This window comes from Actinomycetospora sp., assembly GCF_036497245.1.
Lineage (GTDB): Bacteria > Actinomycetota > Actinomycetes > Mycobacteriales > Pseudonocardiaceae > Actinomycetospora.
Genome location: NZ_DASXJS010000116.1, coordinates 13,390 through 30,204 on the forward strand (window position 1 = coordinate 13,390; position 16,815 = coordinate 30,204).

General features: G+C 76.2%; 18 protein-coding genes and 1 riboswitch. Of the genes, 9 read left to right on the top strand and 9 right to left on the bottom strand.

Annotated features, from left to right (window positions below; translation table 11 throughout):
* Positions 1–5: 5 nt before the first annotated feature.
* The 4 genes from VGI02_RS11975 to mobA all read right to left on the bottom strand — a co-directional run bounded on the left by VGI02_RS11975 (position 6) and on the right by mobA (position 2,273).
* Entirely contained in the window at positions 6–509 is a 504-nt protein-coding gene (locus VGI02_RS11975; RefSeq protein ID WP_331627586.1) for a cupin domain-containing protein, read from the bottom strand.
* Entirely contained in the window at positions 506–943 is a 438-nt protein-coding gene (locus VGI02_RS11980) for a PPOX class F420-dependent oxidoreductase (RefSeq protein ID WP_331627588.1), read from the bottom strand. The genes VGI02_RS11975 and VGI02_RS11980 overlap by 4 nt, the downstream gene beginning before the upstream one ends.
* A 16-nt stretch (positions 944–959) precedes the next feature.
* Positions 960–1,451, bottom strand: a complete 492-nt coding sequence (locus tag VGI02_RS11985; protein ID WP_331627589.1) for a hypothetical protein — start codon at positions 1,449–1,451, stop codon at positions 960–962.
* 138 nt (positions 1,452–1,589) lie between these two features.
* On the bottom strand, positions 1,590–2,273 hold the full coding sequence (gene mobA, locus VGI02_RS11990) for a molybdenum cofactor guanylyltransferase (RefSeq protein ID WP_331627590.1): 684 nt from the start codon (positions 2,271–2,273) through the stop codon (positions 1,590–1,592).
* An 82-nt stretch (positions 2,274–2,355) separates the two neighbouring features.
* Between mobA and VGI02_RS11995 the strand changes: the two genes are divergently transcribed.
* Entirely contained in the window at positions 2,356–2,601 is a 246-nt protein-coding gene (locus VGI02_RS11995) for a hypothetical protein (protein ID WP_331627591.1), read from the top strand.
* Positions 2,602–2,609: 8 nt separating this feature from the next.
* Here VGI02_RS11995 and VGI02_RS12000 read toward each other — a convergent pair whose 3' ends face one another.
* Complete coding sequence (locus tag VGI02_RS12000; RefSeq protein WP_331627593.1) at positions 2,610–3,569, bottom strand: AEC family transporter; 960 nt, start codon at positions 3,567–3,569, stop codon at positions 2,610–2,612.
* A gap of 182 nt (positions 3,570–3,751) precedes the next feature.
* On the opposite strand from VGI02_RS12000, the gene VGI02_RS12005 reads away from it, so the two are divergent.
* From VGI02_RS12005 to cobA, 8 genes are all read left to right on the top strand, one after another.
* Positions 3,752–5,449: a formate--tetrahydrofolate ligase gene (locus tag VGI02_RS12005; RefSeq protein WP_331627594.1), complete on the top strand. Its 1,698-nt coding sequence runs from the start codon at positions 3,752–3,754 to the stop codon at positions 5,447–5,449.
* Positions 5,450–5,504: 55 nt separating this feature from the next.
* Positions 5,505–6,083 (top strand): cyclodeaminase/cyclohydrolase family protein, encoded by a 579-nt coding sequence (locus tag VGI02_RS12010; protein WP_331627595.1) that lies wholly within the window; start codon positions 5,505–5,507, stop codon positions 6,081–6,083.
* A complete protein-coding gene (locus VGI02_RS12015) occupies positions 6,080–7,018 on the top strand; it encodes an asparaginase (protein ID WP_331627596.1) in 939 nt (312 codons plus the stop codon). The genes VGI02_RS12010 and VGI02_RS12015 overlap by 4 nt, the downstream gene beginning before the upstream one ends.
* Before the next feature lie 137 nt (positions 7,019–7,155).
* Complete coding sequence (locus VGI02_RS12020) at positions 7,156–7,731, top strand: response regulator transcription factor (RefSeq protein ID WP_331627598.1); 576 nt, start codon at positions 7,156–7,158, stop codon at positions 7,729–7,731.
* Positions 7,732–7,870: 139 nt separating this feature from the next.
* Positions 7,871–7,994, top strand: a riboswitch (cobalamin riboswitch).
* An 82-nt stretch (positions 7,995–8,076) separates the two neighbouring features.
* Positions 8,077–8,496 (top strand): hypothetical protein, encoded by a 420-nt coding sequence (locus VGI02_RS12025; RefSeq protein WP_331627599.1) that lies wholly within the window; start codon positions 8,077–8,079, stop codon positions 8,494–8,496.
* Complete coding sequence (cobC, locus tag VGI02_RS12030; RefSeq protein WP_331627600.1) at positions 8,493–9,539, top strand: Rv2231c family histidinol phosphate aminotransferase CobC; 1,047 nt, start codon at positions 8,493–8,495, stop codon at positions 9,537–9,539. Before VGI02_RS12025 ends, cobC begins: the two co-directional genes overlap by 4 nt.
* Positions 9,536–11,350 (top strand): 5,6-dimethylbenzimidazole synthase, encoded by a 1,815-nt coding sequence (gene bluB, locus VGI02_RS12035; RefSeq protein WP_331627601.1) that lies wholly within the window; start codon positions 9,536–9,538, stop codon positions 11,348–11,350. Before cobC ends, bluB begins: the two co-directional genes overlap by 4 nt.
* 28 nt (positions 11,351–11,378) lie before the next feature.
* The gene (gene cobA / locus VGI02_RS12040; protein ID WP_331627602.1) at positions 11,379–12,596 is read left to right on the top strand and encodes a uroporphyrinogen-III C-methyltransferase; all 1,218 of its coding nucleotides are present in this window, start codon (positions 11,379–11,381) and stop codon (positions 12,594–12,596) included.
* Here the strand turns inward: cobA and VGI02_RS12045 are convergent.
* From VGI02_RS12045 to VGI02_RS12060, 4 genes are all read right to left on the bottom strand, one after another.
* Positions 12,593–13,255 (bottom strand): DUF1707 SHOCT-like domain-containing protein, encoded by a 663-nt coding sequence (locus VGI02_RS12045; protein WP_331627603.1) that lies wholly within the window; start codon positions 13,253–13,255, stop codon positions 12,593–12,595. The two genes, cobA and VGI02_RS12045, sit on opposite strands and share 4 nt — an antisense overlap.
* Before the next feature lie 39 nt (positions 13,256–13,294).
* Positions 13,295–14,155, bottom strand: coding sequence for a DNA-formamidopyrimidine glycosylase family protein (locus VGI02_RS12050; protein ID WP_331627604.1), 861 nt, complete (start codon positions 14,153–14,155; stop codon positions 13,295–13,297).
* Between the two features lie 101 nt (positions 14,156–14,256).
* Positions 14,257–15,423, bottom strand: a complete 1,167-nt coding sequence (locus VGI02_RS12055) for a hypothetical protein (protein WP_331627605.1) — start codon at positions 15,421–15,423, stop codon at positions 14,257–14,259.
* A gap of 35 nt (positions 15,424–15,458) precedes the next feature.
* Positions 15,459–16,673 (bottom strand): cytochrome P450 family protein, encoded by a 1,215-nt coding sequence (locus tag VGI02_RS12060; protein WP_331627607.1) that lies wholly within the window; start codon positions 16,671–16,673, stop codon positions 15,459–15,461.
* Positions 16,674–16,815 lie beyond the last annotated feature (142 nt).

Here is a 16,815-nt window from a genome sequence, read left to right on the forward strand (position 1 = left end):
CGGCCTCAGCCGGCCATGGTGAAGTCGTCGAAGTCGAATCCGGGCGACACCACGCAGCTGACCAGCACCGCGCCGCCGTCGGGTCCGCCCGGGCCGGGCGCGGCGCGCTGCCAGTGCCCGCCCGGCACGAGGACCGCGGGGTGCTCGCCCTCGGTCGACCCGGGCCCGAGGCGTTTCACGGTGCCGGGCTCGGCGGGGACGTCGCCGTCGCCGCCGAGCCACACCGACAGTGGTGCGCCCCGGTGCCAGAACCACAGCTCGTCGGAGCGCACGCGGTGCCAGGCCGACTCCTCGCCGGGGCCCAGGACGAAGTGGATCGCGGTCGCGGCGGCCCTCGTCGCGCCGTAGCCGGGCGGGTCGACGGTGACCCCGGACGCCCAGAACCGCCGGAACCAGCCGCCCTCCGGGTGGGCCTCGAGGTCCAGTTCGGCGGCGAGAGCCGGACGGCCCGGGGGCCCGGCGCGGTCCCGCGGCCCGGCGCGGTCCGGGGGCCCGGCGGCCGGGTTCACGCCGTCATGTCCAGCGTGGCGACGACCTTCGTCGGGGTGAGGCGGACGACCAGCTCGCCGGGTACCGCGTTGCGCTTCCCGAACTCCTCCGCGCGATCGGCGCCCATGTAGCGCCCGGCGATCGCGGTGGCGGTCCGCAGCAGCTCGTCCGGGTCCGAGGTCAGCGTCACCGTCCCCTGGACCTGCACGAACGCGAACGGGGGATGCTCGAGGTCGACACAGAGCGCCGCCCGGGGGTCGCGGGCGAGGGCCCGGCCCTTCGCGGTGTCGGCCCCGGTGTTGAACACCAGCGTGCTGTCGGAGCCGGAGCCCTCGAGCAGGTACCAGATCGGGGCGACGAGGGGCCGGCCGTCCCGGGTGGTCCAGCCGAGCTTGCCGGTGCGGGTGCCGTGGGTGAGGAAAGCGCGGATGTCGGGCTCGGAGAGGCTCGCCATGCCGCCAGGGTAGGGGTCAGGACGACGAGCCGAGGGCGGCGGAGAGCCGGCTGACCGCCGCGCGCACCGTGGTCAGCGCACCGACGCAGGCGCTCGCGTCCAGCGGCACCGCGGGGCCGGTGGACGGGCAGCCGCGGGCGACGAAGTCGTCGTGGGCGGGGGCGATCGCGGCGACCGCGGTGGTGACCGCCGGGTCGTTCGGCAGGGCGCTCGCCGCGGTGCGCGCGATCGAGGCGGTCTCCTCGACCCAGCGTCCGCAGCGCGGCCACACGGCGCGGGGATCGGGGGAGGCGTAGCAGGGGTCGGCGAGCGCCAACCGCAGCTTGGTGCGGCTGGCGTCCGGCGAGCGCGCCTCGACCACCGGTCCCTGCGTGGCGGCGCCGTCGGAGGACTGGCCCGAGGGAATCTCCGCGGGGCTCCCGCTCGAGCATCCCGCGAGCAGCGCGAGCAGCAGCGCCAGGACGAGGGCGCTCGCCCGCCCTTCCCGCGCGCCGTCGCTGCTGAGCACCCGGGCACGGTGTCACGGGCGGGCGCCGCGCGCCCCCGCCGGGTCGGGTTCGCCGGGTTCCGTCCCGGTCCGGGTCGCCGAGCGGACCTCCACGGGTGCCGATCGGCGGTCCCGTCCGGCGGGATCAGGCCGGCGGGATCAGGCCGGCGGCGGGAACCGTCCGCCGCCGGACGCCCCCGGTGATGCTGCGGTGCGGCGCCGGAGCGACTCGTACTCCTCGGGGGTGTCCACGTCGCGGACGGCGTCCAGGTCGGGATCAGCCGCACGCAGGGCCGGGTCGGCGAGGAGGTCCGCGGGGGAGAGCTCGCGGACCGCGCTCGCGGCGAACAGGTCCCCGGGGCGGCGGGCGCCCGCGTCGAGCAGCGCGGCGGCGCGGTCGCCGAGAGCGGTGCGGTAGGCGGCCGCCAGGGGCTGGCGGTGGCCGTGGAGCACGGGCAGCGCGACCTCGGCGTCGCCGAGCGCGGCGAGCACCGCCCCGATGTAGGCGGGATGCAGCAGCGGCAGGTCCACCGAGCAGACGAACGCGACGGTGCTGCCCTGCGCCGCCGCCGCGCGCAGCCCCGTCGCGAGCCCCTGCAACGGGCCACGGCCGGGAGCGTCGTCGGTGACGGCCACCACCCGGGCCCGGTCGACCGTGCGGGGGGAACCGGCCGCTCCGACGACGACGAGCGGCCCGGGAACGGCAGTGCTCAGCACCCCCAGGACGTGCTCGAGCAGGGAGCCGTCACCCCAGCTCAGGAGCGCCTTGTCGCTCCCCATGCGGCGGGAGCGGCCGCCGGCGAGGACGACGGCGGCCGTCGCGGGGGTCGTCGTCTCGGACACACCCCGATTGTGACGGGCGGATGACGCCTACCCCTCTCCCGACGGGCTCTGGTGAGCCCGGCGCAGGCACGGAGGAGGAATCGTGGGCAGCACGCAGAGCGGTACACCCGAAGCACCGGGGCGCGCGGTGGAGCCCGAGGACGCCCGCCGCGGCATCATCGCGCCCCTGCCCGCCGGCGCCGACGAGGCCCGGGCGGACCGCGAGATCGCGGAGGCGGAGCGGGCGGTGGCCCAGGGGGCGTCGAGCCCGGACCAGACGAGGATGATCGGCAGGCTCGCGCAGGCACGCACGCACGAGGAGCGGCGCCGGCTCTGGCTCGAGGGCTGAGGCCGGGCTCAGAGCGCCAGCGAGAGCACCAGCGGGAGCGTCACCACCGAGCCGACGGTGGTGAGCACCACCACTGCGGTGCTCTCCCGGTACCAGGTGCGGTACTGCGCGGTGAGCACGAAGACCGTGGCCGCGTCCGGCAGCGCGGACATCACGACGAGCACGGCCGCCCACGGTGCGGGCACGGCGAACAGCCGCACCGCGCCGATCGCGAGGGTGGGCATGACCACGAGCTTGACCAGGGCGCACCCGACGATGCCCGCGAACCGTGCCCGGCCGGCGCGCAGCGCGGGGAGGGCGCCGCGCAGCAGGATGCCGAGCGCGAGCAGACCGCCCGGGGCGGCCATGTCGCCGACGAGCCCGACCGTGCTCGACACCGGCCCGGGGAGCGGCACGCGGAACACGGCCACCACGACACCCAGGACGATCGCGACGACCACCGGATTGCCCAGCACCCGCCGCGCGAGGGTGATCGCCAGGGTGCCGCGGGTCGGGTGACCGTCGGTCCGGTCGTGATCGACCAGGGTGGCCACCACCAGGAAGATCGAGACCGCGAGCGCCGTGTGCAGCGTCGAGACCAGGGACGCGGCGAGCGCGGTGGCCGGACCGAGCACCGCCGTCGTGAGCGGGATGCCCATGTACCCGACGTTGCCCCAGCCGGCGACGAGCCCGACGGCGTTGGCCTCGCGGCCCCCGATGCGGGCCAGGAACGCCACGAGGGCGCCCAGCCCGTACGCGACCAGCAGCACCCCCACGGCCACCAGCAGCGCCACGAGGGGGATGCCGGCCGAGAGGTCGGACGTCGCGGTGGAGTGGAAGATCAGGGCGGGGAGCGCGAGGTAGTAGACGAGGTCGTTGAGGGTCGCCGCGGCCGACTCGCCGAAGCGGTCGAACCGCGACAGCAGGGCCCCGAGGAGGATGACCGCGAAGACCGGCCCGATCTGTCCCAGCAGGGTCCCGAACGCCACGGCGACCACGATGTCCGATCTCGACGGGCCGAGACCCGTAGCGTGGGCAACGACTCTCTCCGCGCCGACCTCGCGTCGGTCTCGATGGTCCGGCTCCGCTGCGCTTCGCGTCGGTCTCGATGGTCCGGCTCCGCTGCGCTTCGCGTCGACGGGAGCCGTGGCTTCTGCTTGTGTGACTCCGCATGAGCATCCCGTCGGACCTCGAGATCGCCCAGAAAGCGACGCTGAAGCCGCTGGACGACGTCGCCGCGGCCATGGACCTGCCTCCCCACCTGCTGGAGATGCACGGCCGCGACGTCGCCAAGATCGAGCTCGACGCCATCGACGCGATGGCCGACCGGCCGCGCGCGAAGTACGTCGTTGTGACCGCGATCACACCGACGCCTCTCGGCGAGGGCAAGACGACGACGACCGTCGGGCTCGGGCAGGCGTTCTCGCACGTCGGCAAGCGCGGCGTCGTGGCGATCCGCCAGCCGTCGATGGGGCCGACCTTCGGCATCAAGGGAGGCGCCGCGGGCGGGGGCTACTCGCAGGTGGTCCCGATGGAGAAGTTCAACCTCCACCTCACCGGCGACTTCCACGCCGTCACCAGCGCCCACAACATGCTCTCCGCGGTGCTCGACAACCACCTCTACCAGGGCAACGCGTCCGGGCTGGACCCCTACCGCGTGACCTGGCGGCGGGTGCTGGACGTCAACGACCGCGCGCTGCGCAACGTCGTCACCGGCCTCGGCGGCCGGATGGACGGCGTCCCGCGCGAGTCGGGCTTCGACATCACGTCGGCGTCCGAGGTGATGGCGATCCTCGCGCTGTCGAACTCGCTGGAGGAGATGCGCGCCCGGCTCGGGCGCATCGTCGTCGGGTACACCCGCGACGGCGACAAGGTGACGGCCGAGGAGATCAAGGGCGCGGGCGCGATGGCGGCGCTGATGCGCGACGCGCTGAAGCCGAACCTCATGCAGACCCTGGAGAACACGCCCGTCCTGGTGCACGCCGGGCCGTTCGGCAACATCGCGCACGGCAACTCCTCGATCGTCGCCGACCGCATCGGCATCCACGGCGGCGACTACCTCGTCACCGAGGCCGGGTTCGGCGCCGACATGGGCGCCGAGCGGTTCTTCAACATCAAGTGCCGCGCGTCGGGGATGACGCCCGACGCGGCCGTCGTCGTGGCCACCGTGCGGGCGCTCAAGGCCCACTCCGGCAAGCACAAGATCGTCGCCGGGAAGGAGCTCCCCGAGGCGCTGCTCGCGGAGAACCCCGACGAGGTGCACGAGGGCGGGGCGAACCTGCGCAAGCAGGTCGAGAACATGCGCATCCACGGGGTGTCGCCGGTGGTCTGCATCAACGCGTTCCCGACCGACCACCCCTCCGAGCACCAGGCGATCCGCGACATCGCGGAGTCGATGGGCGCGCGGGTCGCGGTGTCGACGCACTTCTCCGACGGCGGACGGGGCGCGGCCGAGCTCGCCGAGGCGGTGGCCGAAGCGGCCGACGAGCCCTCGGAGTTCCAGCTGCTCTACTCCGACGACACCCCGCTGCGCGAGAAGATCGAGACCGTCGCGACGAAGGTCTACGGCGCGGACGGCGTCGACTACGCGCCTGCGGCCAACACTTCGATCGACCTCTACGAGCGCAACGGGTTCTCGAACCTGCCCGTGTGCATCGCGAAGACCCACCTGTCGATCTCGTCGGACCCCAAGCTGCTCGGGGCGCCGACCGGCTGGCGGATGCCGGTGCGTGAGGTCCGCGCGTCCGTCGGGGCCGGGTTCGTCTACCCGATCTGCGGCGACATGCGGACGATGCCGGGCCTGGGCAAGCAGCCCGCCGCCCACAACATCGACGTCAAGCCCGACGGGACCATCGTGGGGCTGTTCTAGGTGGGCTGCGCCCTGGTGAGCACTTTCGGGTGCCATAGCCCCGGAAAGTGCTCACATGCCTGAGCGGCTCGGGGACGTGCCCCTCGGGAAGCTGGCTGAGGCGCTGGCGGTGCGCGGGCCGGGGCCGGCGGCGGGATCCACCGCCGCCGCCACGACCGCGCTCGCCGCCGGGCTCGCCGGGAAGGTCGCGCGGGGCACCGCGAGTACCGACCCGGCGGCCCTCGACCTCGCCCACGAGCTCGACGGTCTGCGGGCGAAGGCGCTCACGCTCGCCGACGACGACGTGGCCGCGTTCTCGGGCTTCCTCGCCGCCCGGAAGGCCCCTGGCGGCGCGGCGGGGGCCACCGAGGCGATCGTGCAGGTGCCGATGGACGTGCTCGCCACCGCGTGCCGGGTCACCGAGATCGCCGCCGCCCTCGCCGAGCACGGGCCCGACGCCCTCACCGGGGACGCGGTCACCGCCGCCCTGCTCGCCGCCGCGGCGGCCGAGTCCGCGTCGGCGCTCGTCGGGGCCAACATCGCGGACACCGGCGAGGTGGCCGGCGGGCTCGACGGGTGGGGCGACCCGCGCGTCGAGGCCGCCGAGGAACGGGCGGGCGAGGCCCGCCGGCTGGCGGAGCGGGCAGCGATGTGAGGCCCGTCCGCGTCGAGGTGACCCGCGGCGACGTCGTCGAGTCCGTCCACGCGGTGTCGGTCGTGGTCCTCGCGCCCGACGGGACGGTGGTCACGACGGCGGGTGAGCACGACCGGCCGGTCTACGGCCGGTCCTCGCTCAAGCCCGCGCAGGCCGTGGCGGTGCTCGGGACCGCCGGGGTGGAACTCACGGACGCCGAGATCGCCCTCGCCGCGGGCTCGCACTCCGGCGAGGCGGGCCACCTCGAGGCCGTCACGATGCTGCTCGCCCGCCACGGCCTCGCCCCCGAGGCGCTGCGCTGCGTCCCCGACCTCCCGCTCGGCGCCGACGCCGCCCGCGCCTACCTGGCCGCGGGCCGCACGCCTGCCCCGCTCGCCATGAACTGCTCGGGCAAGCACGCCGCGATGCTCGTCGCGGCGGGCGGGGACCCCGGCTACCTCGACCCCGGTCATCCGCTGCAGCAGGCCTGCCGCGGCGCCATCGCCGACCTCGCAGGCCCGGTCCTCGCGGCGAGCACCGACGGCTGCGGGGCGCCCGCCTTCGCCACGACCCTCACCGGCCTCGCCCGGCTCCCCTGGCACCTCGCCCACGCCGGGGACGGCACGACGGCGGGCCGGGTCGCGGCCGCGATGCGGGCCCACCCGTGGCTGGTCGCGGGTACCGGGCGCCTGGACACGGTGCTCATGGGCGAGGTCCCGGGCGCGCTCGCCAAGAGTGGGGCCGAGGGCGTGCTCATCGCCGCCCTGCCCGACGGCTCGGCGTTCGCGGCCAAGGTCGACGACGGGAACGCCCGCGCGCTGGGCCCGGTCGTCGCCGACCTGCTCGCCGCCGCGGGGGCGGTCGCGCCGAACCCACTGGCCGCCCTGATCACACCCTCCGTCGTCGGGGGTGGGCGGCCGGTCGGGGGATACCGCACCCGGTGGCCCGGGGCCTGACACGCCGACTCGGCCGAGTGATGTCACGAAACGTGTTGGTGGGGCGACGTCGGATGGGCGATCACCGTATGGGAACCTGACGCTCCTGCGCCGTCCACGGGTCGAGTTCCGGCTCCCCCGTTCCGTGAGGAGTCCGCATGCCTCTCTGTGTGGTCGCGGCGGCCGATGCCGACGCCCGTGAGCGGGTGGCGCGGTCCATCGACGCGGCGTTCGACCGGATCACCGGGGTCGATCTCGGGGACCTGCTCGCGACGGTCGCGCGCGAGCACCCCGACCTCGTCGTCGTGGCCGCCGACGGACCGGCCGGGACGCCGGCCCCGCCGTGGACCGTGGCCGTGGCGGCGGTCCGTGACGCCGCTCCGGACGTCGCCGTGCTCGTGGCCGGCCCGCCCGATTCCGGGCGCGAGACCGAGCACCGCCTCGCGGCCACCGCCCTCGACCTCGGGGCCCGGGGCTTCCTGCGCTCGGGTGAGGAGGTCGGCCCCCGGCCGTTCACCGCGGGTCGGCGCCCGGCGTCGGCGGAGCTCTCCCGGCGCGAGCTCGACGTCCTGCTCGGCATGACCGAGGGACTGTCCAACTCCGAGATCGCCGCCGCCCTCGTGCTCGCCGAGGACACCGTCAAGACCCATGCCCGCCGGCTCTTCCGCAAGCTCGGGGCCGGGGACCGCGCGGACGCCGTCGCACGGGGCTTCCGGCAGGGCATCCTGCGCTGAGGACGCCGGCGGCGTGATCCCCCGTCGCTCCGCTCGCCCCCGGCGTCATCCCCCGTCGCTCCGCTCGCCCCCGTCGTGGCCTGCGCGACGTTGACCCGACCACGCGCCGTGTGGTGACCTCTCTCCTCGACGGACGGGGAGGAAGCCGGTGCGATTCCGGCGCGGTCCCGCCACTGTCACCGGGGAGCGGACCCCACGCATGGCCACGGCCGGGAGACCGGCGGGAAGGCCGGGGCGAGCAGCGATCCGGAAGCCAGGAAACTCCAGCCGTCGCGAGGTGCCACCTGCCGCCGTCCCGTCCCGGGACAGTGGCCGATCGGGCGAGGAACCCGAGGAAGGCCAGCGATGACGCACGTGTCCCCATCCGGCTCCGAGCCCGGACCCGACCCGGCACGCCGCGGAGCCGGTCCCGGTCGGACCCCCGGCCTGCGCGCCCTGCGCCGCCGGACCGGCTGCCCCCGCCCCGACGCCCGGGACCATCTGCTCGGTGAGCTGCGCACCGCGCTCGCGGCCGCCTGGATCGCCGAGGACCCCCTGCCGCTGGAGCACCTGGGCGCGGGTCCCGTCCGGTCACGCGCCGACGTGGCCGCCCGGGTGGACTCGCTGGCCCACGAGCTGTGTGAGCGCATGGACGCCGAGGACTGGGACCCGGGGGCCGCGCCGCGCGCGGTGACCTCCGTCCTGGCCGCGTCGGTGCCCGCGGCGGAGGCGCTGCTCCTGCGCGCCGCCGCCCGCCCCGACGGCCGGGCGCGGGAGGTGCGGTGACGTCGGTCCCCGTGACCGGCCCGGTCGCCGACGTCGACCTCGGCCATCACGGCGACGCCGAGGTCGGCCCGGGTCTGGTCGACCTGGCCGTGAACGTCCGCGCCGGCACCCCGCCCGCCTGGCTCGCCGCGCGCCTCACCGACGCGCTGGGCCGGCTCGCGGCCTACCCGGACGCGACCGCCGCCCGCGCCGCCGCGGCCCTCGCCCACGGCCGCACGCCCGCGTCGGTGTGGCCGGTCGCGGGGGTCGCGGAGGCGTTCGTGCTGCTCGCGCGGGCCCTGCGGCCCCGGCGCGCGGTCGTCGTGCACCCGCAGTTCACCGAGCCCGAGGCCGCCCTGCGCGCCGCCGGGCACCCGGTCGAGCGGGTGCTGCTCGACGGCGCGCTCACCCTCGACCCGGCGCGCGTGCCCGACGACGCCGACCTCGTCGTCGTCGGGAACCCCACCAACCCGACCTCGGTGCTGCACCCGGCAGGCGTCCTCGCGGCGCTCGCTCGGCCGGGTCGGGTTCTCGTCGTCGACGAGGCCTTCGCCGACACGGTGCCCGGCGAACCGGAGTCGCTGGCCGCGCGGACCGACCTGCCCGGACTCGTCGTCCTGCGCAGCCTGACCAAGACCTGGGGCCTCGCCGGACTACGGGTGGGCTACGTCCTCGCGGAACCGGACCTCGTGGACCGGCTCGCCGCCGCGGCCCCGCCGTGGTCGGTGTCCACCCCCGCGCTCGTCGCGCTGTCGGCGTGCACGACGGCCGCTGCCCGGGCCGAGGCGGACGAGGCGGCCCGGTCACTCGCGGGCGACCGGGCGCACCTGCTCGCCGCGCTCGGCCGGGTGCCCGGGGTCGAGGTGCGCGGGGAGCCGGCCGCGAGCTTCCTGCTGCTGCGCACCCCCGGGCGCGACGACGTCCGGGGCCGGTTGCGCGAGCGCGGCTGGGCGGTGCGCCGCGGTGACACCTTCCCGGGACTCGACGGCGAGCACGTCCGCGTCGCCGTCCGGGACCGGACGACCAGCGACCGGTTCGTCGAGGCCCTGGCGGGCGTCCTGTGAGCGCCCTCCAGCCGGGCGACGCCGAGGCCCTGCAGCGCGTCCTCGCGGCCCGCCGCGACGTCCGGACCGGGTTCACCGACGCGCCCGTCGACGCCGCGGCGCTGCGCCGGGTGCTGGCCGCCGCGCATACCGCCCCGAGCGTCGGCTTCTCCCAGCCCTGGGACTTCCTCCTGCTGCGCGACCCCGGCCTGCGGGCCGAGCTGGCGTCGTTGGCCGCCGCCCAGCGCGACGCCTTCGCGGCCTCGCTGCCCGCGGCCCGGGCGCGGGCGTTCGCCGGGCTCAAGGTCGAGGCCATCCGGGAGGCGCCGCTCGGCGTCGTCGTGACCTGTGACCCCACGCGCGGCGGCCGCCACGTGCTCGGCCGGGCCACCCAGCCGCGGATGGCGGCGCACTCCGTCGCCGGAGCGGTGCAGAACCTGTGGCTCGCCGCGCGGGCCGAGGGCCTCGGCGTCGGGTGGGTGAGCTTCTTCCGCGAGCGGGAGCTGGCGGCGCTGCTCGGCGAGCGCGTCGGGCTGCCCCAGCACCTCGAGATCGTGGCGTACCTCTGTCTCGGGCACGTGTCGGAGTTCGCCGACGCCCCCGAGCTCGAATCCGCCGGCTGGGCCCGGCGCCGACCGCTGGAGTGGGCCGTGCACGAGGACACCTGGGGCAACCACGACGGCGCCGACGCCCTCGACGCGGCGGTCGAGGCCTGCGCGTCCCTCGACGTCGCCGCCGGGGAGGCCGCCGCGCGCGAGCGGCTCACCCGCATGACGGTGCCGCCGGGTGCGCTGGGGCAGATGGCCGAGGTGGGGGTGCGCCTGTCCGGGCTCGCCGGCGACTGCCCGCCGCCGGTCCCCGAGCCCGCCGTCGTCGCGGTGTTCGCCGGTGACCACGGGGTGCACGCGCGCGGCGTGACGCCGTGGCCGCAGGAGGTGACCCACCAGATGGTCGCCAACTTCCTCGCCGGCGGGGCCGCGGTGAACGCCTTCGCCCACCAGGTGGGGGCCGAGGTCGTCGTCGTCGACGTCGGGGTGGCCGCGAGGATCGACGAGGCGCCCGGGCTGCTTCCGCGCAAGGTCCGGCCCGGTACGGCGGACATGACGGCGGGCCCGGCGATGAGCCGCGAGGAGGCGCGCGCCGCGCTCGTGGCGGGCGTCGAGGTGGCGCGGGACCTCGTGGCGGCGGGCAACCGGCTGCTCGTCACCGGCGACATGGGGATCGCGAACACCACGGCGTCGGCCGCCCTCGTGGCGGCGTTCACCGGGGCGGCGCCCGAGGTGGTCACCGGGCGCGGGACCGGCGTGGACGACGCGACGCTCGAGCGGAAGACGGCAGTGGTCCGCGAGGCGCTCGCGCTCCACGGCCTGCTCGCCCCCGGCGCCCCCACCCCGCACGAGGGGAGCCCTCGCGCCGGTAGAGCGGCCGAATCCTCCCCTCGCCCGGCCGAGGCGGACCCGCTCGGCGCCCTCGCGGCCGTCGGCGGGCTGGAGGTCGCCGGCCTCGCCGGACTGCTCCTGGGCGGTGCCGCCCTGCGCACGCCGGTCGTCGTCGACGGCGTGGTCGCGGGCGCCGCTGCCCTCGTCGCCGCGGCGCTCGCCCCGAGTGCGTCACACGCCTGGCTCGCGGGGCACCGTTCCGTGGAGCCTGCCCATACCCTGGCGCTGACCCACCTGGGGCTCGAGCCGTTGCTCGATCTCGGGCTGCGGGTCGGCGAAGGGACCGGAGCGCTGCTGGCGGCTCCGTTGGTCGCCGCCGCTGCACGGGCGCTCACCGAGGTGGCGACCTTCGACGCGGCCGGGGTCGCGAGCAAGAACAGCGGAGCCGTCTGAGCCCAATGACCGGAGGAACGGACCCATCGTGAGCACGGCGAGCACGCTCTATCCCGTCGGCCTCGACCTCACCGGTCGCCGCGTCGTCGTCGCCGGTGGCGGTTCGGTGGCCCAGCGCCGCGTGGCCGGCCTGCTCGAGGTCGGCGCCCGCGTCGTCGTCGTCAGCCCCGCCCTCACCACCGCCCTCGAGGCGCTCGCCGACTCGCGGGAGATCACCTGGGAGGCCCGGGAGTACGCGGCAGGCGACCTGGACGACGCCTGGTACTGCGTCGCGGCCACGGACTCGCCGGAGGTCAACGCCGCCGTCGCCGCGGCCGCCGAGACCCGCCGGGTCTTCTGCGTGCGCGCCGACGCCGCCGAGGAGGGGACCGCGGTGACGCCCGCCGTCGGGCGGTACGACGACGTCACGGTGGCCGTCCTCGGCGGGGGCGACCCGCGCCGCGCGAGCGGGGTGCGCGACGGCGTCGTCGACGCCCTGCGCAGCGGCACCCTCGCCGACCGGCGCCACCGCGCGGTGAACCCCGGCGTCACCCTCGTCGGCGGCGGCCCCGGCGACCCGGGTCTGATCACGGTGAAGGGACGCCAGGCCCTCGCGCAGGCCGACGTCGTCGTCACCGACCGGCTCGCCCCGCAGCCGCTGCTCGACGAACTGCCGCCCGACGTCACCGTCATCGATGCCTCGAAGCTGCCCCGCGGGCGGTACATGAGCCAGGACACGATCAACGCGGTGCTGGTCGACGAGGCCAAGGCCGGCAACCGTGTGGTGCGGCTCAAGGGCGGCGACCCGTTCGTCTTCGGCCGCGGCTACGAGGAGATCCAGGCGTGCGCGGCGGCCGGGATCACGGTCGACGTCATCCCCGGCGTGACCAGCGCGATCTCGGTCCCCGCGTTCGCCGGGGTCCCGGTGACCCACCGCGGAGTCACCCACGAGTTCGTCGTGGTGTCGGGCCACCTGCCGCCCGGGCACGCGGAGTCGCTCGTCGACTGGGCCGCGCTCGGCCGGCTGACCGGCACGATCGTGCTGCTCATGGCGGTCGAGAACATCGGCCTGATCACCGAGGCGCTCGTCGCGGGCGGCCGGGACCCGGAGACGCCCGCGATCGCGGTCCAGGAGGGCGGGCTGCCCGGAGAGAAGTCGACCCGGGCGCCGCTGGCCAAGCTGCCCGGGGCGGTCGCCGCCGCGGGGGTGCGCCCGCCCGCCGTGATCGTCATCGGGCCGGTCGTCGACCTCGACGCCTCCGGCTAGTCGTCGTCCCGGTCCTTCGACTGGTCCCGGGCCGCCTCGGTCGCGGTGAGCACCTGGATGCTGCCGAAGGCGCCGCGCCCGGAGACCTGGACCTGGGGGGCACCGGGATGCTCGGGCGCGCACGCCGTCACGCACTTCGTGCTGCCGAAGATCGTCGTGCCGGTCGTGGTCACCTGGGTGCCGTCCGGCACCACGACCTTCGTCGACCCGAACAGCACGCCCACAGCCACCGTCGACTCCCCGGGCGCGACCTGCACGGTGCGGCTGCCGAACACCGCCGCGCCCTGGTCGGCCGAGACGACCCCGGGCGCCACGATCGCGACGACGGCGACCACGACGACGCCGACGAGGCCCCGCAGGCCCCGCCGGTGGCCGTGGCGCTCGTCGCGCGCGCGTTCCGGGGCCCGGGCGTCCTCGTGCCAGGCCGGTTCGGCGGTCGTCGTCGGCGTCTCGTCCGGCGCCGGGTCGGGGGCCGTGTCCGGGAGGTCGGCGACCAGCGGCTCCAGTTCGCTGCGGAACCGGGCCGCGTAGGCGGCCTTCACCCGCTCGTCGTACTCGACGAGGGTGAGCATCCCGTCCTCCTGGGCGGCCCGGAGCCGGTCGTCGATCTGACGCCGTTCCCGGTCGCCGATGCGCAGTTCTCCGCTCTCCGCCCCCACGGTGACCATCCTGGCCCGCGGCCCCGTCGGAGGCGAGTCTCAGGGCTCCGGCTGGCACGACGGACACCACCACACCTCGCGGGCATGGATCGCCGCCGGGCGGGCGAGCGGAGCGCCGGGAGAGGTGCCGGCCGGGCGGAAGCGCACGAGCGTCCCGCAGCGGCGGCACGGCCGGTTCGAGCGGCCCGTGACCCAGTGGTTCTCCCCGCGGCGCCGGTTCCCGGTGGTCGTCATCCCGGTGCCGTGCTCCAGACTGTGGGTGATCATCCGCCGGCCGAGGGCCAGGAGCGGCTCGAGCTCGACGTCCCCGACCGGCGTCCACGGCCAGCGTCCCCGCAGGAAGCACAGCTCGACGGCCCAGAGGTTCCCGAAGCCCGCGACGCCACGCTGGTCGAGCAGCGCCTCCACGAGCGGGCGGGACGGATCGCGGCGCAACCGCCGGACCGCCTCGCCGGTGTCGAACTCCTCCTGGGTGGCGGTCGGCTGCCCGGCCAGCACGTCGGGACCGAGGTGGCCGACGACGCGGTGCTCGTCGCGCGTCTCGAGCAGACCCAGCACCGGGATCCCGAGCCCGACGAGGGAGACCCCGGAGTCGAGCGTGACCGCGGCCCGCAGCTTCGGCAGCAGGTGGCGGGGCAGGGCGGGGCGGCCGTCGTCGCGGTGCTTGCGCATGAGGGTCCACGCGCCGTCCATTGGCAGGTGGCTGTGGAGGGTGAGCCGCCGGCCGTCGAGGTCGAGGCGGGTGAGCAGGTGCTTGCCGTGCGCCCGGGTCCCGACGATGCGCGCGCCACGCAGGTCGGTGCCTGCGACCGCTGGGTGGCGCAGGTCGGCGCGCACGACCGTGGTCCCGGCGAGGGTGTCCAGGCGCGCCGCGGTCCGATGCACGGCGTCGCCCTCCACGGGGGTGGGCTACCCGCCCTCGCGGTCCTCGTGAAAGTCGATCTGCGGACGTTCAGCGTCAGGAAAGGGTCGTTCCTGACGTCGCCCGGGGCCTGAGGACGTCAGCGGCCGAGACCCGCCCGCGCCGCCGCCCACGCCGCCGCACCGCACACCTGCCCGCTGGGGGCCGACGCACCCGGGTCGTCCGCGGCGGCGAGCACGCATCCGGTGCGCGCGACCAGCCAGTCGCGGACCCCCGGCAGCTCCGCCACACCCCCGCGCACCAGCAGCGGGGGCCGGCCCGCGTCCGCGTCGTCGAGCAGCCCGACGACGGCCGCGCCCACCTGCTCCAGCGCCGGCGCGAACAGGGGGCCGAGGTCGGCGTGGGTGAGCCGCACGACGCCCGGCGCCGGGTGCTCGGGCGGCAGCACCGGCACCCCGACGTCGACGAACCCCTCGGTGCCCAGCCGCAACTTGGCGTCGTGCACCCCGCGCCGCAGCCAGAACCAGGCGCGGTGGGCCTCGACGTCACTGGAGAAGCGGATGCGCTCGGCCAGCGCGGCGGGAGCGCGGTCGAGCACCAGCTGGGTGAGGGCGTCGTCGAGGGACTCGGCGCCACCCTCGACGGTCCGGGCGGGCACGCCCTCGCGCAGCGTCGCCGTCGTCGTGGCGGGATCGGGCGCCTCGCGGTCGACGAGCGCGACCTCCGTGCCGCCCCCGCCGAGGTCGGCGACGACGACGGGGCCGGAGCCGCCGAGCCGGATCGCCGCGGCCTCGGGCGCGGCGAGCAGCGCCACCTCGACGTCGTCGCCCTCCGCGACCGCCCCGAGCGCCGAACGCCCGGCCGCGCACAGGGCGGCGGGACCGGTGTCCGGGTCGGTCCACGACGCCGGGTGGAGCAGGGCGAGGGCGGCGGGCGCGGTGCCGCGACGCCCGGTCTCGGCCTGCAGGACGCGGGCGACGAGAGCGGTGGCGACGTTCACCGCGGTCGTCGGGCGCGGCCACGTCGCGAGCAGGGGGTCGTCGGAGCCCCCGGTGGCCGCGGCGAGGTAGGAGCGGCCGCGCAGCACCGCGGCCTGCGGCTCGGCGTGCGCGGCGTCGAGGGCAGGACGGCCGGCGAGGACGGTCCCGTCGGTGCGGGAGAGCACGATCGAGGGCAGCGCGGCCTCACCGTCCACCCGCACCGTGGCGACCCGGGTCCATCCGTCGGCGGGGTCGACGTCGGCCGTCGCGCCCGTCGTCGTCGACGTGCCGTGGTCCACGGCCAGTACCCACCGCGGGTCTCCCATGCGCACACCCTAAGGGCGCCCCGCGCGCCTCGTGCTCAGGCGGGCCGCAGGCGCACCGGCAGCCCCGCGAGGGCGTGGATGAGCACGCTGTGCCGGTAGACGATCTCGTCGAGGGGCACCGCGGGCTCGAGGTCGGGATACCGGTCGAGGAGCGCCTCGAGCGCCACCTCACCCTCCAGCCGGGCCAGCGAGGCACCCAGGCAGAAGTGGATGCCATGGCCGAAGGCGAGGTGGCCCGAGAGGTCGCGGTCGGCGTCGTGGCGCTCCGGGGCGTCGAAGCGTGCCGGGTCGCGGTTGGCGGCGGCGAGCGAGAGCGTCACGGTCGCGCCTGCGGGGATCGTCACCCCGCCGAGGTCGATGTCGTCGGCGGCGAAACGGGCCGGGGTGTTCGCGACCGGCGAGCCCCACCGGAGGAACTCCTCGACCAGCGGCCCGAGCGGCTCGCCCGCGGCGCGGGTGGCGACCACCCGGGCGCGCAGGTCCTCGTCGCGCAGCAGCGCGAACACGCTGTTGGTGACGAGGTTCGCCGTGGTCTCGTGGCCGGCGATGAGCAGGATCATGCCCATCCCGACGATCTCGTCGTCGGTGAGGCGGTCGCCGTCCTCGGAGGCGGCGACGAGCCCGGAGAGCAGGGCGTCGTCCGGGTCGGCCCGCTTGGCCTCCACGAGCTCGGCCAGGTAGGCGGCCAGGCTCGCGGAGGCCTGCTGCTTGGCCTCCTGCGGTGAGGAGTCGATCATCGTGTTCGACCACGCCGCGAACGCATCGCGGTCGACCGGAGGGACACCCAGCAGTTCGCAGATCACCGCCATCGGCAGCGGGACGGCGTAGGTGGCGACCAGATCGACCGGCTCGTCCGGCGGCAGCGCGTCGAGCAGCGCCGTGGCGATCTGGGAGATCCGCGGGCGCATCGCCGCGACCCGCCGCACCGTGAACGCCTGCACCACGAGCTTGCGCAGCCGGGTGTGCACCGGGGGGTCGTTGAGCAGCAGCATGTGCCCGGTCGGGCCCGGGATCAGCGGTTCGGCGGGCCGCTCGGCCTCCGGCAGCAGCGCCCGGGGGTCCTTGGCCAGCCGGGGGTCGGTGAACGCGGCCCGCACGTCGGCGTAGCGCGTGACCAGCCACGTCGAGCCGCCGTCGGGCAGGTCGACCTCGCGGACCGGGGCGATCTCGCGCAGGCGCGACAGCGTGGCGTACGGGTCGATCCAGTAGTCGTCGGTGAAGACTTCTCCGGTCGCCAGGTCGCTCGCCACGACGGCGAGTGTGCCAGCGGGGGCGTGCGCTCCGGGTGATTTCGTTGAGGGTTCGCTCACTGAATCAGCGCCCACGCCGGAACGAACGACTCGTTCGTGCACCTAGAAGCCACGAACGAGTCGTTCGTTCCGGCGGGTGGGC

What these genes read in the sequence shown, in the direction of transcription:
- VGI02_RS12005 (WP_331627594.1), top strand. Translation starts at nt 3,752, where the DNA reads ATGAGCATCCCGTCGGACCTCGAGATCGCCCAGAAAGCGACGCTGAAG.
- VGI02_RS12025 (WP_331627599.1), top strand. Translation starts at nt 8,077, where the DNA reads ATGACGCACGTGTCCCCATCCGGCTCCGAGCCCGGACCCGACCCGGCA.
- VGI02_RS11980 (WP_331627588.1), bottom strand. Translation starts at nt 943, where the DNA reads ATGGCGAGCCTCTCCGAGCCCGACATCCGCGCTTTCCTCACCCACGGC.
- VGI02_RS12020 (WP_331627598.1), top strand. Translation starts at nt 7,156, where the DNA reads ATGCCTCTCTGTGTGGTCGCGGCGGCCGATGCCGACGCCCGTGAGCGG.
- VGI02_RS12055 (WP_331627605.1), bottom strand. Translation starts at nt 15,423, where the DNA reads ATGGGAGACCCGCGGTGGGTACTGGCCGTGGACCACGGCACGTCGACG.
- VGI02_RS12010 (WP_331627595.1), top strand. Translation starts at nt 5,505, where the DNA reads ATGCCTGAGCGGCTCGGGGACGTGCCCCTCGGGAAGCTGGCTGAGGCG.